Source organism: Ruminococcus sp. 1001136sp1 (assembly GCF_039841815.1).
In the GTDB taxonomy this organism is placed as follows: Bacteria; Bacillota; Clostridia; order Lachnospirales; family Lachnospiraceae; genus Blautia_A; species Blautia_A faecis.
Window position 1 is genome coordinate 117,745 of sequence record NZ_JBDPGY010000008.1, and the last position, 23,348, is coordinate 141,092.

Annotated in this window: 24 protein-coding genes and 1 riboswitch; of the genes, 3 read left to right on the forward strand and 21 right to left on the reverse strand. The window is 45.7% G+C overall.

Annotation, left to right across the window (positions count from 1 at the left end; genetic code table 11):
• Positions 1–16 precede the first annotated feature (16 nt).
• From ABHC48_RS08855 to ABHC48_RS08880, 6 genes are all read right to left on the reverse strand, one after another.
• Positions 17–862, reverse strand: coding sequence for a helix-turn-helix domain-containing protein (locus ABHC48_RS08855; RefSeq protein WP_195699564.1), 846 nt, complete (start codon positions 860–862; stop codon positions 17–19).
• Positions 863–901: 39 nt separating this feature from the next.
• Positions 902–2,029: a tyramine oxidase subunit B gene (locus ABHC48_RS08860; protein WP_195699565.1), complete on the reverse strand. Its 1,128-nt coding sequence runs from the start codon at positions 2,027–2,029 to the stop codon at positions 902–904.
• Between the two features lie 147 nt (positions 2,030–2,176).
• The gene (locus tag ABHC48_RS08865) at positions 2,177–3,304 is read right to left on the reverse strand and encodes an FAD-binding oxidoreductase (RefSeq protein ID WP_195699566.1); all 1,128 of its coding nucleotides are present in this window, start codon (positions 3,302–3,304) and stop codon (positions 2,177–2,179) included.
• On the reverse strand, positions 3,297–3,626 hold the full coding sequence (locus ABHC48_RS08870; RefSeq protein WP_118580504.1) for a (2Fe-2S)-binding protein: 330 nt from the start codon (positions 3,624–3,626) through the stop codon (positions 3,297–3,299). Before ABHC48_RS08870 ends, ABHC48_RS08865 begins: the two co-directional genes overlap by 8 nt.
• Before the next feature lie 17 nt (positions 3,627–3,643).
• Positions 3,644–5,221: an FAD-dependent oxidoreductase gene (locus ABHC48_RS08875; protein WP_195699567.1), complete on the reverse strand. Its 1,578-nt coding sequence runs from the start codon at positions 5,219–5,221 to the stop codon at positions 3,644–3,646.
• Positions 5,218–5,565 (reverse strand): (2Fe-2S)-binding protein, encoded by a 348-nt coding sequence (locus tag ABHC48_RS08880; RefSeq protein WP_118580398.1) that lies wholly within the window; start codon positions 5,563–5,565, stop codon positions 5,218–5,220. The genes ABHC48_RS08875 and ABHC48_RS08880 overlap by 4 nt, the downstream gene beginning before the upstream one ends.
• A 308-nt stretch (positions 5,566–5,873) precedes the next feature.
• On the opposite strand from ABHC48_RS08880, the gene ABHC48_RS08885 reads away from it, so the two are divergent.
• Positions 5,874–6,332 carry a hypothetical protein gene (locus tag ABHC48_RS08885; RefSeq protein WP_195409050.1) on the forward strand — a complete coding sequence of 153 codons (459 nt, stop codon included), beginning with the start codon at positions 5,874–5,876 and terminating at the stop codon, positions 6,330–6,332.
• An 87-nt stretch (positions 6,333–6,419) separates the two neighbouring features.
• Here the strand turns inward: ABHC48_RS08885 and ABHC48_RS08890 are convergent, their stop codons facing one another.
• The 12 genes from ABHC48_RS08890 to prfB all read right to left on the reverse strand — a co-directional run bounded on the left by ABHC48_RS08890 (position 6,420) and on the right by prfB (position 19,314).
• Positions 6,420–7,034, reverse strand: a complete 615-nt coding sequence (locus ABHC48_RS08890) for an NUDIX hydrolase (RefSeq protein ID WP_118580392.1) — start codon at positions 7,032–7,034, stop codon at positions 6,420–6,422.
• Between the two features lie 71 nt (positions 7,035–7,105).
• Positions 7,106–7,741 (reverse strand): ECF transporter S component, encoded by a 636-nt coding sequence (locus ABHC48_RS08895; protein WP_118580386.1) that lies wholly within the window; start codon positions 7,739–7,741, stop codon positions 7,106–7,108.
• A 163-nt stretch (positions 7,742–7,904) separates the two neighbouring features.
• Positions 7,905–8,042: riboswitch (FMN riboswitch) on the reverse strand.
• A 94-nt stretch (positions 8,043–8,136) separates the two neighbouring features.
• Complete coding sequence (locus ABHC48_RS08900) at positions 8,137–9,045, reverse strand: mechanosensitive ion channel domain-containing protein (RefSeq protein WP_226815076.1); 909 nt, start codon at positions 9,043–9,045, stop codon at positions 8,137–8,139.
• Positions 9,046–9,224: 179 nt separating this feature from the next.
• Positions 9,225–9,488 carry a DUF1294 domain-containing protein gene (locus ABHC48_RS08905; RefSeq protein ID WP_195699569.1) on the reverse strand — a complete coding sequence of 88 codons (264 nt, stop codon included), beginning with the start codon at positions 9,486–9,488 and terminating at the stop codon, positions 9,225–9,227.
• Between the two features lie 110 nt (positions 9,489–9,598).
• Positions 9,599–11,758: a Tex family protein gene (locus ABHC48_RS08910; protein ID WP_195699570.1), complete on the reverse strand. Its 2,160-nt coding sequence runs from the start codon at positions 11,756–11,758 to the stop codon at positions 9,599–9,601.
• 132 nt (positions 11,759–11,890) lie between these two features.
• A complete protein-coding gene (locus ABHC48_RS08915; RefSeq protein ID WP_195699571.1) occupies positions 11,891–12,745 on the reverse strand; it encodes a DUF975 family protein in 855 nt (284 codons plus the stop codon).
• A gap of 164 nt (positions 12,746–12,909) precedes the next feature.
• Positions 12,910–13,797: a DegV family protein gene (locus ABHC48_RS08920; protein ID WP_118580373.1), complete on the reverse strand. Its 888-nt coding sequence runs from the start codon at positions 13,795–13,797 to the stop codon at positions 12,910–12,912.
• Between the two features lie 49 nt (positions 13,798–13,846).
• Entirely contained in the window at positions 13,847–15,058 is a 1,212-nt protein-coding gene (locus ABHC48_RS08925) for a hypothetical protein (RefSeq protein WP_118580370.1), read from the reverse strand.
• 31 nt (positions 15,059–15,089) lie between these two features.
• Positions 15,090–16,298, reverse strand: coding sequence for an aspartate kinase (locus tag ABHC48_RS08930; RefSeq protein WP_195699572.1), 1,209 nt, complete (start codon positions 16,296–16,298; stop codon positions 15,090–15,092).
• Between the two features lie 96 nt (positions 16,299–16,394).
• Entirely contained in the window at positions 16,395–17,612 is a 1,218-nt protein-coding gene (locus tag ABHC48_RS08935) for a homoserine dehydrogenase (RefSeq protein WP_195699573.1), read from the reverse strand.
• Between the two features lie 7 nt (positions 17,613–17,619).
• A complete protein-coding gene (locus ABHC48_RS08940; RefSeq protein ID WP_118580364.1) occupies positions 17,620–18,072 on the reverse strand; it encodes an ACT domain-containing protein in 453 nt (150 codons plus the stop codon).
• Positions 18,073–18,185: 113 nt separating this feature from the next.
• A protein-coding gene (gene prfB, locus ABHC48_RS08945; RefSeq protein WP_173773538.1) for a peptide chain release factor 2 occupies positions 18,186–19,314 on the reverse strand; the annotation gives its coding sequence in 2 pieces (ribosomal slippage) (positions 18,186–19,238 and positions 19,240–19,314; 1,128 coding nt in all).
• 383 nt (positions 19,315–19,697) lie between these two features.
• Between prfB and ABHC48_RS08950 the strand changes: the two genes are divergently transcribed.
• Together ABHC48_RS08950 and ABHC48_RS08955 are read left to right on the forward strand one after the other, a co-directional pair.
• On the forward strand, positions 19,698–20,066 hold the full coding sequence (locus ABHC48_RS08950; RefSeq protein WP_226815079.1) for a NusG domain II-containing protein: 369 nt from the start codon (positions 19,698–19,700) through the stop codon (positions 20,064–20,066).
• A gap of 3 nt (positions 20,067–20,069) precedes the next feature.
• Positions 20,070–20,555 carry a Gx transporter family protein gene (locus ABHC48_RS08955; protein WP_173771552.1) on the forward strand — a complete coding sequence of 162 codons (486 nt, stop codon included), beginning with the start codon at positions 20,070–20,072 and terminating at the stop codon, positions 20,553–20,555.
• Positions 20,556–20,677: 122 nt separating this feature from the next.
• Here ABHC48_RS08955 and ABHC48_RS08960 read toward each other — a convergent pair whose 3' ends face one another.
• The 3 genes from ABHC48_RS08960 to ABHC48_RS08970 form a co-directional block, all read right to left on the reverse strand.
• Complete coding sequence (locus tag ABHC48_RS08960; protein WP_272067044.1) at positions 20,678–21,733, reverse strand: FAD:protein FMN transferase; 1,056 nt, start codon at positions 21,731–21,733, stop codon at positions 20,678–20,680.
• A gap of 193 nt (positions 21,734–21,926) precedes the next feature.
• Positions 21,927–22,715: a 4Fe-4S binding protein gene (locus tag ABHC48_RS08965; RefSeq protein WP_195699574.1), complete on the reverse strand. Its 789-nt coding sequence runs from the start codon at positions 22,713–22,715 to the stop codon at positions 21,927–21,929.
• Positions 22,712–23,347: an FMN-binding protein gene (locus ABHC48_RS08970; RefSeq protein ID WP_195699575.1), complete on the reverse strand. Its 636-nt coding sequence runs from the start codon at positions 23,345–23,347 to the stop codon at positions 22,712–22,714. The genes ABHC48_RS08965 and ABHC48_RS08970 overlap by 4 nt, the downstream gene beginning before the upstream one ends.
• Position 23,348: the final 1 nt, after the last annotated feature.

Below are 23,348 nucleotides of genomic sequence, written 5' to 3' on the forward strand. Positions count from 1 at the left end.
TCCAAAAATTGGAATTTTAAACTCTCAATTCTATTTTCCCCGCTGCTAAGTTCTTACTTCTGTCCTTCGCCGCCAGATACTTTTTATATTTCTCTGGTGTGGTCCCTGCAAAAGCCCGGAAATCCTTCAGCATATGAGACTGGTCATAATATCCACAGTTCAAAGCCGTCTCCTCACTTCCCGCCTGCTCTGGCGACTTGGTAATTTCTCCCAGAAAAGCCTGAAAACGGATAAACCGCTCGAACTCTTTTGGCGAAATCCCATGGATTTCCTTAAACACTCTGCGGATGTAACATTCCGAATATCCTGTCTCACGGCTTAGCATCTGAATGGAAATATTTCCATCTGTAGCGTAAATTCTCTGCCGCATATATTCTTCCAGAACATGAGCAGAATCCTTTGAGTGATTTCCCTGATTGCGGGAAAGATACTGCATCAGGATCTGCGCCCTCTGCTTTACATCCGCCGCCTCCGCCAGGCTCTCCGTAAGTCCGCTTCCATACTCATTCCGGTCAATCTCCACATCTGCATTTACCACTTCTTTTATGGAAAGAGATTTTGGCAAAATACATTTTCCTGGCAAAAATCTTGCCCCAAAATAATATCTCCCATCATCAAACTCCCAGTTCTTTGCCTTCAGCACCGTTCCACCAATCAGAACTTTTACATCCTTTTCTCCAATTCCAAAAACAAGATCTGTGCTCCCATCTGGAACTGCCCGAAAATTCCCTGAGTTTCCGTTTTTTACATTAAATTCATAAAAACTGGAAATTCCCATTCTTCTGTTCAATAATTCCTGATAATCTTCCGCATCCAGTGTCAGATAAGGCTGCACCGGAGTTACGATTTTCTTGTCTTCCATAGGCTCAGCTCCTGAAATCCACCGCTATGGAGCCTTTCCTCACGCCATCTCCGGTTTGTCCCAAAGCGGTAATTTTATTCCGATGCCAAGCTTCACTGCATTGCGATAAACGGTTCCACCCCAGGCAATGTCCTCAACTGGCATGCCTCCTACAGAATATACGATAATCTCGTCATCACTTGTTCTTCCCGGATGTCTCTTCTCAATAATGTCTGTGATGTCGATAATGTCCTCTGCCTTAATTTTTCCATCATGCTTCAGGTCTGTGAACTTGGTTCCGATGATCTGAACCTGCGGATAGGTAGGATAAGGATACTCTTCCTCCCAGGCCTCATAAAGCTTGGAGTTATCTACCACCAGCTTACAGCCTGCAAGAAAATCATCGTCAAATCTTGCAGCTGACGGCATGCTGATCAGCGCGCCCTTTTTGATCCAGTCTCCGTTAATATAAGGGAAGGAAGAAACATCATCACGGACAGTTGTGGTAAAGCTGATGATATCGCTGTCCTTTACTGCTTCCTCCACAGAATCACAGATCTCAATATTTTTGATCTGAGGCAGTTCCTCCCTGATAAACCGGGTAAAAGCATCCAGAGACCGCTGGCTTCTTCCCTTTATTTTCACCGTATCCAGGTTCGGGCAGACACTGACGAAAGCTGCCAGAGATGTTTTTCCCATAACACCAGGTCCGATAATGGAAACTACCCTGGAGTCTTTTCGCGCCAGATATTTCGCGCCAACTCCAGGAATTCCACCGGTACGGTAAGCGCTTACCAGATTTGCTGACATCAGCGCCAGTGGAGCACCAGTATCCTTATCGTTCAGCATCATCATAAGAATAGATCTGGGCAATCCCACTTTCTTGTTCTCTACATTGGAACCATACCATTTCATTCCAGCCATCTGATAGCTGCCGCCCAGATACGCCGGCATTGCCATAAATCTTCTGTCATCTGCATTCTTCGGCATTCCAGGAAACTGGGGATCATCCGGGAACATGATCATGCAGCCATGGGAATTATGATTAGCACCTCCCATTACATAGTCACCTTTATATAATGTAATCAAAAGATCCTCCATCACATCCACGCAGGATTTCATGTCCTTTACGCCTGCTTTGATCATATCCGGTTCACTTAAATACAAAAAATCAATCTTGGAATCCATATCGCCATTCTCCTTTCTGAGTCTGTAGCTGTCAAATATACTCATCCAGGAGCCGCTTTAATTCGCTTGGCTTCGCTAGGATGGAGTATAGCACATCTTTTTATTTTTGTACACTAGCATTTTAACGTGTGAAATTTTTAGCTTATTTTAAATCGCGGCATGAAACCTATCATACCTGAACGCTGACAGATCTAACGTTGTCTCCTCTTCCAGTGCCGTTTCCGCCAGCAATTTTCCCACAATCGGTGAAATTCCAAATCCATGCCCGGTAAACGCACATGCCACGATCAGCCCCGGCACCTCGTCCACATTTCCCAGAACCGGTACACCGTCAATGCAAACATCCTCATAACCAGCCCAGGTCCTTACAATCTTTGCATTTGCCAGCTTCGGGATATACTTCATAATTCCACGGCAGATACAAGGAGCTGTAATTCCCGAAGTCATATTATGTCCATTATCTTTATTCACTGTTTCAAATCCGGAAGCTCCGCCGAATACAAAAGAGCCATGGTCTGTCTGGTGTCCGTAGAAATCTGCATCCGCAGTACCAAGCATCTGACCAAACATTTTCGGCTCTGCCTCTGTAACCAGCGCCTCGATCAGATCATTTGACATTGGAACATCAATTCCCACAGTGCCAAGAAGCTTCCTGCTGGCATAACCAGCCGCCACAATTACCTTATCGCCCTCGTAAACGTTTTTCTGCGTAACAACCTTCCTCAGCTTTCCCTTCACCTTCTGAAGCTCCACAACTTCTTCCCCGGTGAAAAACTGAACGCCCAGTCTCCTTGCTGCCCGGTAATACCCCAGAGTGGTCAAAAGAGGATTTGCATGTCCGTCTGTGGCGCACCAGCTGGCTCCAATTACCTCATCACTTAAGAACGGATTGATTTCCCGAACCTCTTTCCCATCGATCATTTTTACATCCAGCCCACAGGCAGTTGCCCGGTCTGTAAGCCCCTGGAGGATTTCCATATGACGAGCTGTTTTTCCAAGCCGCAGGTTGCCCTCTTTGTGATATTCCACATTGATTCCAAGCTCCTCTGAAAGAACCGGCCACATATTTTTCACTGCATACATGGCAAGTGGCAACTCCCTTGGATCTCGGCCTGACTGGCGGACACCGCCTCCATTTCTGGCAGAACCGCCATTTCCAATACTCTCATCACGGTCAAGGACGATTACGGAAGTCCCCTTTTGGGCCAGATAATAGGCTGTAGCACATCCAATTACGCCGCTTCCCACAATGATCACATCTGCTGTCTTACTCATCGTCCTCACCTTCCTTTGCGTAAATTTTCATCTCTAAGGGTCTCATGGGAGCTCTTGAGGTTGCCGGTTCCAGAAGTGCCGGGGAAACTCCAAGCTCTGCCGCCACGATCCTCTTTACCAGCTTGGCGCAGGTCTGTCCCTGGCAAAGCCCCATTCCACAGCGGAGATATCTTCTGATCTCTGTGATGGTAAACATTCCATCGTGAACTGCTCTTCTGATTTCTCCTTTTGTTACTTCCTCACATCTGCATATAATTCTGTCATCGTCAGGCTCCGGGACGTATTCTCCCAGCTGAACGGTTCTGTCATAAATACTTTCCATCATACAATCCCTCCGCCTTATTTTGCTCTGTAAAATCTGGCCTTCATTGCCATATCTGCCGGAACCTTTATGGTAAGAAGATTGGTATGGTCAAAGGCTTTCGCACTCTTTACCGATATCACCTCTGCCTCACAAACCGACTGACCGTTTCTTCCAAGTCCCAGTCCTTTTTCCCCTTTTTCCGGCAAAGGAAGAAATTCATAAGGAATGGTGACTGTGGCAAAACCAGGTTCAAAGGTTTCGTCTACCAGGAAGATGGCCTGTCCTGAACAGGAGGCTACACACATTCCGCATCCAACACATGTGGCGTTTTCCTCCACAGCCGGAAGGGAGGTAATATGTGCCCCAATCTTAATGCAGTGCTTTGGACATGCATCCTGACAGGGGTTGCAGGGAATGTTCTGTGTGCATTCCATCACCGGATGAACGCCTGCTCTGTGGGTAACTCCCGGAAAGCGTTCAATTTCCTCATCTGCCACATAGCCTTTTGTGAGAAGATTCATGGAAACATCGATTCCCTCTTCTGTCTTTTCGATCAGCCTGCCTCTGTTCTTAGGGGCAAACATGCCTTGGCGAAGTCCGTCAAGGGCTGCCTCGTTTACCTTTGCCCCTTCTTCCAGTTCTGCCTCCTCTATGTAGCCAAGATATCTGGAAGCTGCAATTCCAGCAATTCTTCCCTCGATCATAGCGGAGCTTGCTTCCTCGATTCCGGATACATCGCCCGCTACGAAAATTCCTTTAATGGAGGTCTCCCCATACTCATCTACGATTGGCACCTGGCCACCGCGCTTCGGATTATCTTCCATCTCACAGCCGGCCATTTTTAACAGCTGTGACATTGGGGAAAGACCAACTGCCAGGCAAATGGTATCCACGTCGAAATGCTTTTCTGTTCCTGGAATAAACTGAAAATGATTGTCAACTTCCGCAATCGTTACACCTGTCACATGATCTTTTCCTTCTGCTTTCACAATGGTATGGGAAAGGTAAAATGGAACTCCCGTTCTGGCAACCTTTGCAGCATGTACGCCATAACCTCCGATTCTCGGTGCCGCGTCAACCAATGCAACCACATCACAGCCACACTGTTTCAGCTGGAAGCTAACAACCAGACCAACATTTCCGCTTCCCAGCATCAGGATCCGGTTTCCAGGCTTTACACCGTGAAGGTTCATCATGGTCTGTGCGGCTCCTGCTCCAATCACACCCGGAAGCGTCCAGCCCTCGAAGGTAACCATATTTTCTGCTGCTCCTGTGGCAATAATAATGGCATCTCCTTTATAATGGAAAATTTCTTCTCCCTTTTTTACCACGATTTCTTTGTCCTGATACATTCCAATGACTGTGGAATTCAGTTCTACATCAACACCTGCCTTAGCCGCCTCTGCAAGAAGCTCTTCACCGATTACAAAGCCTCTGATCTTCGCCTTATGCTCTTTGGAGCCAAAAAATTTATGGATCTGCTTAAACAGCTGTCCTCCAGGCTTTTCATTCTCATCAAATACAACTACCTTCAATCCTCTTTTTGCTGCCTCAATTGCCGCTGACAGACCAGACGGGCCTGCGCCAACTACGATCAAATCATATCTTTTCATCTTGTCTGTCCTCCTGTTTTCTGTTCCTCAAATGGCTCTGCCGATACGCCGTATTGTGTCTGAACCTTCATTCCTGCCTTCAGCGGGGTTACACAGGTTCTCACGTTTGGAACTCCGTCCACAACCATAACACAGTCTGTGCAGCGGCCAATTGCACAAAAGATTCCTCGAGGCGTATGCTCCTTCTTCGTGTAACGGTGAATCAAAATTCCCGCCGCTTTTAATGCCGCTGCGATTGGTTCCCCTTCATACCCCTGAATCTTCTGACCATCATATGTGAAATTTACTAATCTTCCCTTCTGCGGTACTCCTAAAATCGGATGCTCTGTAATACGTGTACCCATGGTATTTCCCCCTTTTTTGATAGACGGACAAATCTGCTGTCCGGGACTTTCTTCGCCAAAAAGGCGCCTGCAAAATAAATTGCAGACGCCTTTGTCTTTTACGTTGTTGGTTCTTTTTCTTAAGTTGTTCGTATTATAGTTTATGGGAATGGATATGTATTGTAAAAAACGATACTATTTTTACAAAATCATCTGAAGATATGTTATAATGGGAATATCTGTTGAATATCGTTAAAAGAAATATTATGATTCCGTTCAGCATAGAACATTGAATCATTAATGAAAGATACTTACGAGGTGTAAAGCTTATGAAATACAGAGATGAGTTCCACATTGCATCCACTGCGATTCTGCTCAGTGTGGCTATGGTGGGAATTTCCGTAGTCGTTCCCAAAGAAAGCAGAGTGCCAACTGCCAAGACCACATTAACAGAGGCTCCTGAAACAGCTGCAGAAGCGGAAGCTGCACAGCAGGAAGAATTTCCAATTTACAGCCAGGAAGATAGCTCCTACGACAACAGCTATGATTCTTCGGACGGCGATTCTTCAGGAAGCGACCAGATCACTTATCCTACTGAGGATTCTGGAGATAGCTCAGGAAGTGACACTTCCGATATTCCGGATTATACAGAAGATACCTCCGATGATTCCGGACAAGATAACAATGAGAACTGGGATTATATTGATAATGGAGATGGTTCTGGTTCCGATAGCGAAGGAGACTATACGGAGGATACCTCCGATCAGGATATTGAATACTATGAATAAAAAAGAATCCTGCCCGGCAGGGCTTGTAAATTCCAACGGAATTTCCTGTTACATAATAAAATCCCCGGACTTCCGGGGATTTTATTATTATCTGATTTTATTCAAAAATCCAAATGGTTCCTTATCTTCCAGAAAATGCATCAGCATATATGCCGTCATGATCGCTACATTCTCTTCCTTCAGAATCCGCTTCACTTCCTCGCGGTCCGCCAGAATCACTTCAATCTCTTCCGTATCTTCCTGTGCCTTGGAACTGATTTCGCCGCTGGCATATCCATATACAGTCGCACAAGACTCGTCTGTCATTCCTACAGTAGTGAAATAGGGCTTCTGGTAAGCTTCTGCTACCGGAATAGGATCAAGCTTCAGTCCGGTTTCCTCGTACATTTCACGAATTGCGCCTTCATGGTAATTCTCATCTGGCTCTACCAGACCAGCTGGAAATTCATAAATATAATCACCTAATGTATAACGATACTGGCGAATCAACACCACTTTGTCATGTTTTTCGCCATAAATGCTATAAATGATCACACCGTCCGGATTGTTCTTATGTGTCACCATTTTCAGGCTGTCTACATCTTTTGCACGGGAAGACACAAAATAGTTTACCGGGGTATTGTGCACACTGGTGGCTTTTACATTATAAAGGTTTACATAACGATTATCTGTCTGTTTGGTAATGCTGTTGATTTTTCCCATAGGAACCTCTTTTCGTCAGTTCTTGCTGTTCTGGTCAGAGGTCTCGCTGGATCTCACCAAGGAACAGAGAATCAGTCACCGCGAAGAATCACACGGATTCTTTTATAAATAAAGAACACGATCACTGAGGTTAATGTGTATTTGAATAAATTGAATGGTACAAGGATCATAATTGCAAAAGTAAGAAGGTTGGTTACACCGCTGTGTACTGCTGCACCCATTTCAATAAATGCCTGTACCGGCATTCCAAATGCCTTGCCGTATGCCGGAAGAAGTACAAATGCGTTTACAAAGCATGCAAGCACTGTGGTAAGAATTACACCTGCTGCCATACCTGCCACTGCGTGTGTTCTTGTCTTCTTATGCTGATAACGATAAATCAGTCCGGCTGGAACTACATAAGAACAGCCAAAGAGGAAGTTTGCCACATCACCAACGCCTGCTGTCATAGTTCCCTTGGTTACCAGATGTACCAGAATTTTCACCAGTTCAATCAGTATACCTGCTACAGGTCCCATTGCAAAAGAACCGATCAGTGCTGGAATCTCAGAGAAATCCAACTGATAAAAGGACGGTGCCAGAAATGGCAGCGGTACCTCAAAATTCATCAACACACCTGCCACAGCACCTAACATCGCTACCTGGGCAATGGTTCTGGTACGGCTTCGCTCCATTACGTTTCCATTTTTGATTACTTGTTCGCTCATACTCATTGCTCCTTAAATTATAATATTTAAAGAAAATTTCTGCAAGTATGGGATTAAAATGTTACCAGTAAACAGTAACGTTAAAATCACCACATAAAAAGCCCCGGAATCTCTTCCGGGGCAATGAGCACGTACAAAAAAATCAACCGATCTACATATTCTGCGCGTTCTTCTCTCATCCAGACTTTACTGTCGGTTTTGGAATTTCACCAAATCAGCCGCCAAAGCGGGTCGCGGACTATACCGCCGGTAGGGAATTTCGATTTCCAAGGATTTCGATCACCCTGCCCCGAAGAAATTTTCTTTTCATGGTGGATTATACAATAGAAATAAGATAATTTCAATAGGAAATCTATTTGTACATCTATTTCATATTTTCTATTATATATCTATTATCATTTGTCTTTATTTGTCTCCACAACATGTACATCCATCTGTGGATACGGAATGGAAATTCCGTTGGCATCAAAAGATTCTTTGATTTTCTCATTGAGGCGCCATTTGATCTTCCAGTATTTATCGGTAGGCACCCAGACGCGAAGGCCCATGACTACGGCGCTGTCAGCAAGTTCGTCTACAAAGACCAGCATGTCTTTGTCCGATTTGGTTCCGGGATCTTCCTGTAAAATGTGCTGCAAAAGCTTTTTTGCTTTCTTAATATCGGAATCATAGGAAATTTCCACTTTGATTTCCAGGTTACGCAAATTCTGCGCAGTTACATTGATAATGGTGCTGTTGGATAATTTTCCATTTGGAATGATTACGTGCTTATTGTCAATGGTGATCAGGGTCGTATAGAACATCTCAACCTTATATACGGTTCCCTCCGTTCCACCAGCCTGATCCTGTATAATATAATCTCCTACCTGAAAGGGCTTAAACAAAAGCAGCATAACACCGCCAGACAGATTCTCCAGACCGCCCTGCAAAGCAAGACCAATGGTAACGCCGGCAGTTCCCAGAAGAGCTGCTACGGAAGATTCCTTCACACCGAAATTAGTAGCTATATTAAAAATCAGAATCAGATACAGCAAAAATTTCCCAAAAGAACAGATGAACTGGGCAACCCCCATGTCTATGCCGGCCTTTTCCATGGAACGCTTCGCAACCTTCAGCAGCCACTTGATCAGCTTTGTTCCCACATAAAACGCTACAATAGAAAGAACCACTTTCATTCCGAAGCTGATCAAATCCGGAATATGACCGTTAAAGTAAGCCTTGATCTGATCCCAGTTGGAGTTTACTTTATCCACTGTTTCCTGGACAGTCTCCTGAACTGCATTTTCTATAACCTGTCCTTCCAAATTCCCATCTCCTTTTTTCAGTCCTTTCCCACAAACAACTCTGTCCCTTATTATCCAAAAACTATTTCGTCCACTCCGCCCAAAATCGCAAAAGCGGCAGGAACTAATACCCATTTAAAACAGGGCAATCTGCCCTGTTTTCCACCGGAAATTCATTTTGGGAACAAATTATCCACCGCCTACTGCAAAACTCTCCACAGTATCAACTGCGCTACCAGAATTAACGGCACACCCAGACGGAATTTCCACTTTCTGGTTTTATGATGAAAAAACTGCATTCCAAGAAGAGCCCCAGCGGAACCGCCAATGGCAGCCACCGCAAGAAGCTGAGCCTCCGGGATGCGCCACTGTTTCCGGATGGCTTTCTGTTTATCGATGCCATACATCCCGAATGCTGCAATATTAACGAAAACCAGATATACAACAAGAATATTTTCTAACATTTTAATCCAACTCTCTAATTTCCCTGCCAAACACGCTATAAAGCGTGTTTGAAAAAGGCTTTCTACAAGGCAATGGCAAGAGAAGAGAAATAATGTTTTCCCTCTTCTCTTTATTTATTTAATCCCTTCATAGAAAGGCTGATCCGGTTCTTCTTCTCATCCACACCGAGAACACGAACCTCCACAACATCTCCGACGCTTACAGCTTCCAACGGATGTTTGATAAATTTTTCACTCATCTGGGAAATATGAACAAGTCCGTCCTGATGAACTCCGATATCAACGAAAGCTCCGAAATCGATTACGTTGCGGACAGTTCCTTTCAGGATCATACCCTCTTTCAGATCCTTAATATCCAGTACGTCTGTGCGGAGAATCGGCTTCGGCATCTCATCACGCGGATCTCGTGCCGGTTTCTCCAGCTCTTTTACAATATCCCGAAGAGTAATCTCTCCAATTTCCAGTTCATCTGCAGTCTTCTTGTAATCCCTGATCTGTCTGGAAAGTCCGGCAAGCTTGCCTCCTGCAATATCCTCAGCGGAATATCCCAGTTTCTCAAGAAGCCTGGAAGCCGCCTCATAGCTCTCCGGGTGAACGCTTGTCGCGTCGAGAGGATTGGAGCCGCCTGTAATACGCATGAAACCAGCACATTGCTCGAATGCTTTCGGACCAAGCTTCGCAACCTTCAGAAGATCTTTTCGGCTTGTGAAACGGCCATTCTCCTCACGGTAAACTACAATGTTCTTCGCAATAGCCTTGGAAACACCGGAAATATACTCAAGAAGGGAAGCCGAAGCAGTATTTAAATCCACACCTACTTTATTTACAGAATCCTCAACCACACCTGTCAGAGCCTCGCCAAGCTTCTTCTGGTTCATATCATGCTGATACTGCCCTACACCAATGGATTTCGGATCGATCTTAACCAGCTCAGCCAACGGATCCTGCACACGTCTTGCAATGGATGTGGCACTTCTCTGTCCTACATCAAAATTAGGGAATTCATCTGTAGCAAGCTTGCTTGCAGAGTAAACAGAAGCACCCGCCTCATTTGTAATTACATACTGAACCTTCGCTTCCGGAATCTCCTTCAGCATATCAACAATCACCTGCTCAGACTCTCTGGAAGCAGTACCATTTCCAACAGAAATCAGGGAAATGCCATACTTCTTGATCATAGCTTCTACCGTATCCTTCGCAGCGCGAATCTTCTTCTCGTTAGTAGGGGCAGTTGGATAAACAACTGTGGTATCCAGAACTTTTCCAGTAGGATCTACAACAGCCAGCTTACAGCCTGTACGGAAAGCCGGATCCCATCCAAGGACAGTCTGTCCGGCGATTGGAGGCTGCATGAGAAGCTGCTCCAGATTTTTTCCAAATACTTTGATAGCTCCGTCCTCTGCCTTCTCAGTCAGGTCACTTCTGATCTCGCGCTCGATTGCAGGAGCGATCAGACGCTTGTAACTGTCCTCTGTCACTTCTTTCAGAATCGGTGTAGTAAATGGATTGTCGCGGGTGATCACCTGCTTCTCAAGGTAACGGAGAATATCTTCTTCTGGTGCAGCTACCTTGATAGTGAGGAATTTCTCTTTCTCACCACGGTTCAGCGCCAGCACACGATGTCCAGCCAGCTTCTTCACCGGCTCTTCAAACTCATAATACATCTCATATACAGACTGTGCCTCCGGATCTTTTGCCGTAGAACTGATAGTTCCTTTTTTTGCAGTAAGATCACGGATGTGGATTCGATAATCTGCCTCATCGGAAATGTGCTCTGCAATAATGTCCTTTGCACCAGCAATGGCATCTGCCACAGAAGCAACCTCTTTTTCCTCGGAAACAAAGGCTTCTGCTTCTTCCTCGATGGACTTGCTAGTCATCTGAAGCATAATAATATTTGCCAGCGGCTCCAGACCTTTTTCCTTGGCAATTGTTGCCCTGGTACGTCTCTTCGGACGGTATGGGCGGTAAAGATCCTCTACTACTACCAGTGTCTGTGCTGCCAGGATCTGTGCTTTCAGCTCTTCTGTCAGTTTTCCCTGATCCTCAATGCTGGAAAGAACCTGATTCTTCTTGTCTTCCAGATTTCGAAGATAAGTCAGTCTTTCGTTCAGGTTACGAAGCTGCTCATCATTTAAGGTTCCGGTAGCTTCTTTTCTATATCGTGAAATAAAAGGGATGGTGTTTCCCTCATCGATCAATTTAACAGCAGCTTCTACCTGCCATTTCTGCACCCCAAGTTCCTGGGTGATTGCCTGTAAAATATCCATTTTTTCAATCTCCTCTTGTTGCTTGTATTTCTAAACGGATCAGTCGTCTCCGGCGACATCACCATATGGAAAAGTCAGCTGCCTCGCAACTGCCATTTTCCATATCTGGTACACTTACAACGGTCAGTGCTTTCATGCTTCTGAATTATAATCATCCTCACTGTCATTTCTGTAACCGTCGTTATTTTCTGTATCATATCCATCTCCAGAATCATTAGTCCAGTTATGAAAGCTTCCAAACCCTTCATTTCCCGGCAGTCTGTAGTCCAGTTCTCCATCCAGATCCCTGTAAAATGCCACCATAGACATTTCCATATAAGGCATGATCCAGAAAAGTGCAATATAGAATGTGAACACAGATAATAACAAAAGCGGGACAAAGCTCAGATTCAGCTTCACATATCTCCAGAGGTTCCCCTTCATCAATCTGGCACTCTCTTTCAATGCCTGGAGTCCTCCAAGCTCTGTGTCGTCAGCCATGAGAAAATAGGTCATGGCAAATGGAAGAGAAATAAGAAAATTCAGCAATGTGCTTACTGCCAGAAGCCCCAGTGTCATAGAAAGCCACTTAATCTGGGAATCCACAGTCAGTCCAGGGTCTGTAGTAAAGCTCACATAATAGTAAGGGATTGCTGTGATCAGCTGGATCATCGCAAGCACAAAGCCTGCAACGATCACCCTGTCTGGCTGGTTTTTGAAAAAGTAGCCAAGATCTCCCAGAGAAAACTCCTTTTCCCGGGAAATATTCAAAAGCATATACCCCAGACCAGCAGAAATGATTCCCACGATCAGTGACACCACCAGCATAAATATTTCGCTGAGAACCAGATCCAGCGCGGATGTGCCAGAAAACAAATTGGTAGAAAGGATTGTTCCTAAGGTATTCAGACCATACACTGCCAGAAGCCCAAGGATCACAGTTCCAACATGTCCCTGCAATGACTTTTTGGCCTGCAGTTTGATTTCCTTCGTACTTCTTTTTTTCATAATCATCATTCTCCTTTGCAGTGAAACAGCAGGCCGGGATTCTGATACATCCCGGCCAGATATATTGCAGCACCATTTCGCTGTTTTCACTTTTGCTCCATTAAACCATGCCAGCTGTTCCTAATATAGCATTTTCCCATCTGACATCTGTAATTTTTTTATAACTACGCCGTCCTCTTACTTCCCCAGAAAAACACCGCTACCGTACCAGGACCTGTATGACTCCCGATGGTGGTTCCGATGTTGTTGATCTCAACCTTCCCATTTAATTTCGGGAAACGCTCTTCCACCAGCCTTGCCACTTCCCTGGCATCCTCTATACATGCGGACTGGGAAATATAACATTTCCCACTATAGTCAAGTCCGCCCTCGGCGTACTCTTCCATTTTGTCTACAATAGCCCGGATCACCTTTTTCTTGGTACGGATCTTAAATCTTGGGATCAGTTTTCCCTGATCATCCATATTCAGAAGCGGACAAATATTCAGCATAGTGCCGAAAAAGCCGCTGGCCTTGGAAATACGGCCTCCTCTGATATAGAACGTAAGGTCTGTGGAAAAGAACCAGTGATGCAGGTTCAGCTTGTGTTCTTCTGCCCAGGCATGAACTTCCCCGATGGATTTACCCTCATCCCGGAGGTCAGCAAGTTTATCCATAAAAAGACCATATCCTGAAGACGCGCCCAGAGAATCCACAACCAGAATCTTACGATCCGGGTATTTTTCCTCCAGCTCCGCTTTTGCAACGTTGGCTGAATTTATAACACCGGAAATCCCGGAAGAAAGGCAGACGTGAAGCACATCCTTGCCCTGTTTCAGAAATCCTTCAAAATACTCTTCAAACTCATCTGCGTTTACCTGGGAAGTCTTGGTAGATGCCCCATCCTGCATGGCTTTATAAAACACATCAAAAGGCATGGACTGTCCCAGATCATCTGCATATTCTTTTCCATTTAATTCATAATGAAAGCAGATATAGGAAATATTTCTTTTCTCAAAATGTTCTTTCGTAAGGTCCGCTGTGGAACAACAGCTGATCACATAGTTGCTCATATTTCCCTCCTGTTACTAATTTTGTAAAACCTCCAGATCGGGTTCTCCCTTATTCTGGAAGAATTTCATTTCTGTACGCAACACTTGCCACTGTATCCGGATCCTCATCCTTGTTAAACCAGAACTGTGCCCGGTTGTCAATCTTGGTATCTGCAGTCTTATAAATATTCAGGTAATCTCCGTCCTCATCACACGAATAGCCTTTTTCCTCTGCAGCTGCGATCAGGTCCGCCTTCTTCGCACCCAGGGTAAATCCACCGGAAAGAGTAAGGGTAAGAGCATCACTGTCGTAATTGCCTACCTCAAGCTCCCGTACAAAACAGTTCTCGATGGCAGTTGCATCCTGGGTAAAATTGTAAACACTGAAATGCACACTCTGGTTATTCTTCATCATGTCTACAAATTCCAGATCCCGGCCAGCCACATAAGCGCCATCTTCCACATTCTGAAGCTCCCAGCCATTCTCAAGGAATGCAGACACCGGAGCCGGAAGGGAATAAAGATCTCCGCAGAATTCCAACTGTGGAGCCAGCAGATCATCTCCCAGCTCAGTAGGAGCGGTATAGGAAGATACGATTTCCGGAACTTCCTCGCTTACACTTCCCTTGTCATATCCTTCTGGCTCTACGAAGTTACGCATATCTACCTGCTTCAGAGTATTGTCATCCTTATATACATAGAAATGAACTTCCTCGTAATAATCTTTCGAGTAGGAATACTTGGTATACAGGTCTCCCTCGTAAGTATCGCTTGGATCACCATAAGCAGCTTTGATATCATCAAAATTGGATTTTCCCATTACGATTCCGCCAGGCAGTTCTACAGGAGTAGCCGCCACATCAAAATCATAGCTTGCATCAATATCAATTCCCGCCACCAAACACTGGTTTAATGGCAACTGGTTGATTCCAAGATTGATCACATCTACGGAAACGCGGTCGTCCCCTTTGTAAAAACTGATGGAACCATAGGAATTGGTTCCAACGCCCATCTCCGGGTCCTCGTTCTTGCCAAGTGTCCAGTCTGCTGCAAAATCCTGGTAATACATAGGGAACTGGTAAACCTTATCCCCGATCTTCACCTGAAAATCGTACAGGCTGTCGGACAGCTCTGTAACCGTTTCTGCACCAGCCTCAGGCTCATCAGCAGCCTCTCCTGCTGCCTCTGTAGTTTCGGCTTCCTGTGCCTCTGCATAAGCCGCGGACGGAACCGCACACAGGCACATTGCTGTAAAAAGCACTCCCAATACTTTTCTTTTCATACAGAAATTCCTCCTTAGAATTTATATTCGATCAGTCGGCAAGGCCGAAAGCATCGTGTACTGCATTCATAGCCCGGATTCCGTCTTTTTCATTGATGAGGACGGTAATACGGATTTCAGATGTGGAGATCATATTAATGTTTACCCCTTCATTGTAAAGGCTCTCAAACATCTTGGCAGCCACGCCAGGATTGCTGAGCATACCGGAACCAACAATGGAAAGCTTGGCGATATTGCGTTCGGAATGAAGCTCCTTAAATCCAAGCCGTTCCTGGTGCTCCTCCAGAGTAGCAACTGCTTCATCCAGATCATCCTTATTTACTGTAAAAGAGATGTCCTTTGTTCCTGCACGTCCGATAGACTGCAGAATAACATCTACATTAATATTCTTCTTTGCAAGGGTATCAAACACCTTAAATGCAACACCTGGCACATCACGAAGTCCCAGCACTGCAATTCTTACAGCATCTGTATCCAGCGCAACACCGCTGATCAGCATTCTTTCCACGCTAACTACCTCCTTCACTACCGTTCCTTCACTGTTATTCAGGCTGGAGCGGACCACAAGGGGCACTCCGTATTTCTTCGCCATTTCCACAGAACGGTTGTGAAGTACACCCGCTCCTGACGTTGCCAGATCCAGCATCTCATCGTATGTGATTTCTTTCAGCTTTCTGGCATTTGGAACCTTACGCGGGTCGGCTGTGTAAACGCCGTCCACATCTGTATAGATCTCACAGGCATCTGCATGAAGTGCTGCTGCCAGTGCCACTGCAGTGGTATCAGAGCCGCCTCGTCCCAGAGTGGTGTAATCATCGTATTTATCTACGCCCTGGAATCCGGTAACAATTACGATCCTGTGGGCATCCAGCTCCCGGCGAATACGCTCTGTATCGATTCTTTTTAATCTTGCATTCTGATGGCTGCTTGTGGTATGCATGGTCACCTGAAAGGCATTCAGGGAAACCGCCGGAACGCCCAGCTTGTGCATTACCATTGCCATCAGGGATACGGACATCTGCTCACCGATGGTAAGGAGCATATCCATCTCACGCTTCGGAGGCTTGTCGTCCATATCATGAGCCATACGGATCAGCTCATCTGTATATTTTCCCATGGCGGACAAAACCACCACCACGTCATTTCCTTTTTTATATTCTTCGATACAACGGTTGGCAACATTATACATTCTCTGTTTGTCCCCAACGGAAGTACCGCCGAATTTCTTAACTATCAGCATAGTTTTTCCTTTCACGCTGTCAGTTTTATTTTTATCTGCGCATACAGACAGTTTCGAGCAACTGCCCATTACCTGAATAACTGCGGATTCATGTTATCAGTCTTTCACGCGGATCATGCCCAGAACATTCTCTCCAAGCGCTTTCACACGCTCTTTGTACTCGCCCTGTGTCATAAGTCTGGTAATAAAACCAAATTCTTCCGGAAGGGAATCCGGCTCGATCACAGCCTCAACCTTACCAAAAGCCTTATCCACTTCATCCAGGGAAGTATCCTTCACACGTACAAAGAAACGGCCTTCTACAGAATCCGGCTCCATCAGGGTCATCTCTTCATTGCTCCAGTTATTCGGAATCGTATCATGAAGATGCTTTGCAGCCTCCACAACGTCTGCTACAACTGCACTTGCAGTAGGAAGCTTGCCGGCTCCGCTTCCATAGAACATGGCATCGCCAAGCATGTTTCCATGTACAAAAATACTGTTGAACACTCCCTTTACGCCATAAAGAGGATTCTCCTGTCCTACAAGGAAAGGTGCTACAAGTGCGTAGAAGGAATCGTCTCCCAATTTCTTGCTTGTGCCAAGAAGCTTGATGCTTCTGCCCATTTCTCTTGCGTATTCCATATCCTCTGGTGTGATCTTTGTAATTCCTTCTGTATAAACATTTTCAAAATTCAGGAATTTTCCATATGCCAGAGAGGAAAGAATGGCAATCTTACGGCATGCGTCCTGTCCTTCCACGTCAGCGGTAGGATCAGCCTCTGCGTAGCCTTTTTCCTGAGCCTCTTTCAGAACAGTATTGAAATCAGCGCCTTCTGTGATCATCTTATCCAGCATATAGTTGGTAGTTCCGTTCAGAATTCCGCTGACCTCATCGATCTCATCTGCGGTAAGAGAACCGTTGATGGCACGAATGATCGGGATTCCACCGCCGCAGCTTGCCTCGAAAAGGAAGTTGATCTTTTTCTCTTTTGCAATTTTCATAAGCTCAGGACCGTATTTGGCAACCAGAGCTTTATTTGAGGTACACACACTCTTGCCGGCTTCAAGTGCTCTTTTTGTAAAAGTATAGGCAGCACCGGTTCCTCCCATTACTTCTACTACAATTTTAGCTTCCGGATCGTTTACGATCTGCTCAAAGTCATGAACAAGAATCTCTTCTACCGGATCTCCAGGGAACTCACGAAGATCCAGTACATATTTGATCTTAATCTCTTCCCCGGCTCTTTTGTTAATCAATTCATGATTGGTGCGGATGACTTCTACTACACCGCTTCCAACTGTGCCATATCCTAACACTGCAATATTTATCATCTGTCCGTTACTCCCTGCCTAAAATTTTTAAATAATGGATTCCTTCCATCTGTTCAATGTCATCCACCATTGCCTCAGCATCCCCTTCTCCCTGAAGGATCTGCACACTTAAGGTAAGAGTGGCAATACCACTGATGGGAATACTCTGATGTATGGTCAGAATATTGCCATGGTTTTCTGCAATAGCCCGAAGAACATTGGATAAAATTCCCGGCTCATCATCCATCTGTATAATAAATGTGATGGTCTTTCCCTTGGCTTCCTCGTGGAAGGGAAAAATATCATCTTTATATTTATAGAAAGAGCTTCGGCTGATTCCCACAGCGTCTGCAGCTTCCTGAACCGTAGCTGCCCGCTTTGATTCCAGAAGCTTCTTCGCTGCAACTACATTCAGAAGCACCTCTGGCACAGCCCGCTCTTTTACTACAAAATATTTATTCTTATCTGTTGTCTTTGGCATCCTGCATTTCCTTCCACTTTCACTGCGCCCTGCAAATCTCTGCCATTACAGCCGCTGTATCCAGACATAATCCGGAAACTGGTACCGTTCCCTTCGTGAACAGCAGCATGCTTTTATTGCTGTTCTGCAGGTCTCTTCGCAAGTGCGATCCATTTCAAATATGCATTAATAAAGATATCAATGGCACCATCCATAACTGCATCTACATTTCCGGTTTCTTCATTGGTACGGTGATCTTTGACCATGGTATATGGCTGCATAACGTAGGAACGGATCTGGTTGCCCCAGCCGATATCCGTTACTTCACCTCGGATTCCGGAAAGCTTGGCTTCTGCCTCCTGCTGTTTCAGAAGATATAACTTCGCCTTCAGCATCTGCATAGCCTTATCTTTATTCATATGCTGGGAACGCTCATTCTGACACTGTACCACGATTCCTGTTGGAAAATGAGTGATACGGATAGCGGATGAGGTCTTGTTGATATGCTGTCCGCCGGCACCACTGCTTCGGTAGGTATCAATACGGATGTCCTCATCATTGACTTCTACGTCCAGATCTTTCTCAATATCCGGCATTACATCGCAGGATACGAAAGAGGTCTGGCGCTTTCCAGCCGCATTGAACGGGGAAATACGTACCAGACGGTGAACACCTTTCTCAGACTTCAGAAGTCCGTATGCGTTCTCTCCGTTTACCTGGAAGGTAACAGATTTGATACCAGCTTCATCGCCGTCCAGATAGTCCAGAACTTCAATTGAAAAGCCCTTGCGCTCAGCCCAGCGTGTATACATACGATACAGCATACTGCACCAGTCGCAGGCTTCTGTTCCACCAGCTCCTGCATTCAGTTTGATAATGGCATTCTCGCCGTCATACTCTCCTGAAAGAAGTGTCTTCACACGGATACTGTCAAACTGTGCCTGGAACTCATCCAGCATTTCCTGGATTTCTTCGATCATGGACGGATCATTTTCCTCATAGCTCATCTCGATCAGGGTCTCCATATCTTCTTTCTGGGTTACCAGATTCTGATAGGTTTCCATGTCGTCCTTCATGCTCTTTAATTCTTTCATTTTCTTCTGGGATATTTCTGCATTGTCCCAGAAATCAGGCGCTTCCATTTCACGCTCTAATTCTTCAACCCGCTTTTCTTTGTTAGCCAGGTCAAAGTGAATCCCTCACTTCCACTAATGGTTCTGTGTATGTTGCAAGAATGCTCTTGAACTGGTCTAATTCAACCATAGCTTCACCTTCTTTCTAATATTTCTGTGTAACTGTCCAGTGTTTTCTGAATCGTTACATTTCTTCAACAATGCCGCCGGCCTGGAACGTGTTTGAAAAATCATTCCCGCGATCCGCACGGCACACAGACTTTCAAACTATACAATAGCATATTCCGTGGGAAATTACAATAAAAAGCGGTGTGGAAAGGAACAGCCACCCGTTACCGTTTCCTCTGTGAATAACAGTCATTCTCTCTGTTGCGATTTTTTCTCAAAAATGGATTTTAGAATAGGTTGAAAAATCTCTGTATTTCTTATATCATAAACTAATGGTTCGTTTGTGGAACATGGTTCTATGATATGATGATTTTGGTTAAAGCTATTAATGAAGAGGTATCATTTTTGAAGAAGAAAGAAGCGGTATTTATTGGTGCACTATTGGTTATTTCAGTGGTGCTTTGTATTTTTGTTTATGCGGTTCCACATGGAACTCATGGGTCGATCCAGATTACGGTGGATGGGGAACTTTATGGGACTTATTCACTGGCGGAGGATCAGGTGATCCAGATTGGGGATACCAATGTGTGTGAAATTAAGGACGGCGAGGTAAAGATGACAGAGGCGGACTGCCCGGATCATCTTTGCATGAAGCAGCCGGCAGTGGGCAGTGCAGGCGGATATATTGTGTGCCTGCCAAACAGAGTAGTCATTCAGGGAGAGGGCGATTCAGATTCACAGGATTCCGAAAGTGGATTTGACGCAGTGGTGTAAGTGATGAATCAGAAAAAGACAGCGTATCTTGGGCTGTTTGCAGCCATTGCCATTATTTTCGGGTATGTGGAATCGTTGATTCCGTTTTTTGCGGGAATTCCGGGAATGAAACTAGGGCTTGCAAATCTGGCGGTGCTTTTTGTGCTGGAGAGGTATACGTGGAAAGAAGCGGCGCTGGTTTCCATTGTGAGAATTTTTATTATCGGTTTTATGTTTGGAAGCGGCTCCAGTATTATGTATAGCCTGGCGGGGGCGACCCTTAGTTTGATTGTGATGGTTTTTGTGAAAAATAAGATTGGATTCGGGCAGCTGGGTGTAAGTGTGGCTGGTGGCGTTTCCCATAACATCGGTCAGCTGCTGGTGGCGATTCCGGCAACGCATACGGTGGGACTGTTGTATTATTATGCTCCGGCGCTGATGGTGTCAGGAGTGATTACAGGACTGCTGATTGGAGTGCTGACGAAGGAAATTCTTAAGAGAATTCCGTGAGATGTTACCACCGTACGCATCTGGGCTGAAAAAGAGCTCCTGGCGATAGTTTTTGACTATTCTCTGGAGCTCTTTTCGTTATTCCGTAAGCTATCATTTTCTACGAATCTATCATGGACAACTTATGCTTCGTTTACTGTGTATCCGTCTTTCATTAATTCGAATTTATCCATCAATCCACTTGTTACATACACATTTTTGTCTTCATCTACGAATACGGCTTCTGCATCATATTTCTCTAAAAGAGGTTTGGCCGCGTTCATACCCAGGACGAAGCAGGCGGTGGAGAGGCCGTCGGCCAGGTAACCCTGGTCGCAGACGATGGTGACGGAGGTGAGACCATTCTGTACAGGATAGCCGGTCTTTGGATCCAGGATGTGGTGGTAGCGGATTCCATCTTCTATGAAGTATTTTTCGTAGTCGCCGGAGGTGGAAAGGAACTGGTTGGCGTCCAGGGTAATGGCTCCAAGATAGCCGCCTTCCGTGTCACGGGGATCGGTGAGGGCTACTTTCCAGGAGGAGCCGTCGGGCTTTTCGCCGTAGGTCATGACACTGCTGCCACCAAGGTTCAGAATCATACCGAAAACGTCTGGCTGGGTTTGCAGGTAATCCATGATCAAATCACAGCCCATGCCTTTTCCAACGGCACCAAGATCCAGGGTACAGCCATCAAGAAGGGTTACATTGTTTCCGTCCACCTGAATTTTCTCGTAGCCCACTTCGGGAAGAAGAGTGTCAATTTCGGACTGGTCCGGGACATGAGGATTCTCGCCGTCAATGTTCCACAGGCGAATGATCTTTCCAAGGGTGGGGTCAAAAGCACCGTCGGAATCCTGGGACAGTTGGCGGATTTTCTCAAGGTCGGCGGCAAGATCATCAGAGACTTCCATGGTCTTGCCCTCAGCATTGTTCAGCTGGGAAATCTGGGAGTTTTCCTCTGTCCAGGAAAGGAGGGTGGTTTCCATTTCGCGGAGCTTTTCGCCAATCTGAGTGTTGATGTCCTCGCCTGAGGTATAAAGGGTTTCGGAAACTACCGTGTCCATTGCGAAATCTGCGTTGGTGTATTTTTCTATGTCAGATGCATAAACAACTGTAGTTGTTTTTCCCAGTACTGTAGCGGAAATGACAGTGAGAAGCAGGCTGCCGCAGAGGATTCCTGCCGCACTTCTCTTTCTCAAATGCCTTCTCCCATTAAACATATCCAAGCAGGTAAGTGATTGACCTCTGGACTGCTTTTTATAATGTACCTTAATTAAATCGACTTCATTCTGAAATCTTACTTTACTTCTTTTTTTACTCATATCCTGTTCTTTCTGATTTTATTTTCTCTTATTTTCCAATAGCGTTCGCCCATCTTTTCCCAGCTCGTGTTTAAAAAAGGCTCTCATCTTTCGCCTTCGGAATCCCGATCCGGATGTTCCTCTTCGGGCAGATTCCCTGGCAGGCGTGGCAGCAGATACATTCTCCTGAGAGAGGGGTATCACCGTCAATGTCCAGATGAGCAGGACAGCGCTTTTTGCAGGCTCCGCATTTCGCCGGACAGGTGCCTTTGTCACGGTTGAACAGCGCAGAGGGCGCTATAGGCATTATAGCAAAAATTGCGCCCATTGGGCAGAGGAACTGGCAGAAAAATCTTTCCTGAGTGCACATTCCGATCATGAGCAGAATCAGCAGCACAATCCCCACCTTGTAGGCAGCACCGGGAAGTCTGCCAGCGGTGAGCATGGAAAACACATCCCAGGGGCTCATGCCCTGAAGCTTGCTGTACCAGCCGGTAAGGATAGATACAAGAAGCACCAGAAGCCAGATATATTTCACCTTCTGCAAAATGCGGATGGCTTTTTCTGAGTATCCGTGACGGCCTTTTTTATGAAAAACCTTCTGGCGGATAAACACAGTCAGCTCGTACAATGCATCCCCAAGGGAACCAAATGCGCAGGCATATCCGCAGAAATGCCGTCCGAACAGGCAGGTTACCACCAGCAGCACGGCAGTCACATCCAGAAAGGAATTCCAGCTGATTGCCTGATGTGCTGCGATTGCCTGAAAAACGGACTTCACGCCTGCGAATGCTGTGGAAAAAAGTGCCGGAGCAAAAATGAAAAACAGAAGCTGGATGCCGGCACGGATCAGCCGGATTTTTCTCTGTCTCTTTTTCATTGATTTTCCGCCTTTCCAAGTGCATCATTTACAGCGTTGATAATTCCAGTGGAACTGAAGGTTGCTCCGGAAATGGTGTCAACATCTGTACTCTGGGCAGCCAGAATGGTACTGATCACGCCCTGTCCCTGGGAAAGGTATGCAGAGTCTTCGCCTGGTGCACTTACCACCTGAATGTCTGTAATCGTGTCATTTTCAAGTGTAACCTGAACCTGGATATTGCCGCCAAAGCCCTGGCCGTCTCCTGTGTAGGTTCCGTTTTTGTAGACAAGATCTTCATTTTCTTCCTCAGAAGAAGCGTCCTCAGCCTCTGTCTCATCTGTATTCTTGTCATCTTTTTTCGCGTCCTCGGAAGCATCCCCGGAAGCCGCTTCTTCCGTCTGGGCTTTCTGATTCTTCGCTTCCTCTTCTGCCTTTTTCTTCGCCTCTTCCTGCGCTTTTGCAGCCTCTTCAAGGGCACTTAATATCTCATCCTGCTGTTTTTCCAAGGCCTCCACTCTGATTGTCAGACTGGCGATCTGCTGGTCTTTTTCGGTATCACTGTCTTTTTTCTGCATGGAGTTGTAACCAAGGACGGCACCAACGATCAGAAGCAGACATAAAACTCTCATAATAAAACTCTGGTATTTCATG

Excerpts from the sequence above, each read along its gene's own strand:
- ABHC48_RS08855 (WP_195699564.1), bottom strand. The coding sequence starts at position 862 with ATGGAAGACAAGAAAATCGTAACTCCGGTGCAGCCTTATCTGACACTG.
- ABHC48_RS08860 (WP_195699565.1), bottom strand. The coding sequence starts at position 2,029 with ATGGATTCCAAGATTGATTTTTTGTATTTAAGTGAACCGGATATGATC.
- ABHC48_RS08865 (WP_195699566.1), bottom strand. The coding sequence starts at position 3,304 with ATGAGTAAGACAGCAGATGTGATCATTGTGGGAAGCGGCGTAATTGGA.
- ABHC48_RS08870 (WP_118580504.1), bottom strand. The coding sequence starts at position 3,626 with ATGGAAAGTATTTATGACAGAACCGTTCAGCTGGGAGAATACGTCCCG.
- ABHC48_RS08875 (WP_195699567.1), bottom strand. The coding sequence starts at position 5,221 with ATGAAAAGATATGATTTGATCGTAGTTGGCGCAGGCCCGTCTGGTCTG.
- ABHC48_RS08880 (WP_118580398.1), bottom strand. The coding sequence starts at position 5,565 with ATGGGTACACGTATTACAGAGCATCCGATTTTAGGAGTACCGCAGAAG.
- ABHC48_RS08885 (WP_195409050.1), top strand. The coding sequence starts at position 5,874 with ATGAAATACAGAGATGAGTTCCACATTGCATCCACTGCGATTCTGCTC.
- ABHC48_RS08890 (WP_118580392.1), bottom strand. The coding sequence starts at position 7,034 with ATGGGAAAAATCAACAGCATTACCAAACAGACAGATAATCGTTATGTA.
- ABHC48_RS08895 (WP_118580386.1), bottom strand. The coding sequence starts at position 7,741 with ATGAGCGAACAAGTAATCAAAAATGGAAACGTAATGGAGCGAAGCCGT.
- ABHC48_RS08905 (WP_195699569.1), bottom strand. The coding sequence starts at position 9,488 with ATGTTAGAAAATATTCTTGTTGTATATCTGGTTTTCGTTAATATTGCA.
- ABHC48_RS08910 (WP_195699570.1), bottom strand. The coding sequence starts at position 11,758 with ATGGATATTTTACAGGCAATCACCCAGGAACTTGGGGTGCAGAAATGG.
- ABHC48_RS08915 (WP_195699571.1), bottom strand. The coding sequence starts at position 12,745 with ATGAAAAAAAGAAGTACGAAGGAAATCAAACTGCAGGCCAAAAAGTCA.
- ABHC48_RS08920 (WP_118580373.1), bottom strand. The coding sequence starts at position 13,797 with ATGAGCAACTATGTGATCAGCTGTTGTTCCACAGCGGACCTTACGAAA.
- ABHC48_RS08925 (WP_118580370.1), bottom strand. The coding sequence starts at position 15,058 with ATGAAAAGAAAAGTATTGGGAGTGCTTTTTACAGCAATGTGCCTGTGT.
- ABHC48_RS08930 (WP_195699572.1), bottom strand. The coding sequence starts at position 16,298 with ATGCTGATAGTTAAGAAATTCGGCGGTACTTCCGTTGGGGACAAACAG.
- ABHC48_RS08935 (WP_195699573.1), bottom strand. The coding sequence starts at position 17,612 with ATGATAAATATTGCAGTGTTAGGATATGGCACAGTTGGAAGCGGTGTA.
- ABHC48_RS08940 (WP_118580364.1), bottom strand. The coding sequence starts at position 18,072 with ATGCCAAAGACAACAGATAAGAATAAATATTTTGTAGTAAAAGAGCGG.
- ABHC48_RS08955 (WP_173771552.1), top strand. The coding sequence starts at position 20,070 with ATGAATCAGAAAAAGACAGCGTATCTTGGGCTGTTTGCAGCCATTGCC.
- ABHC48_RS08965 (WP_195699574.1), bottom strand. The coding sequence starts at position 22,715 with ATGAAAAAGAGACAGAGAAAAATCCGGCTGATCCGTGCCGGCATCCAG.
- ABHC48_RS08970 (WP_195699575.1), bottom strand. The coding sequence starts at position 23,347 with ATGAAATACCAGAGTTTTATTATGAGAGTTTTATGTCTGCTTCTGATC.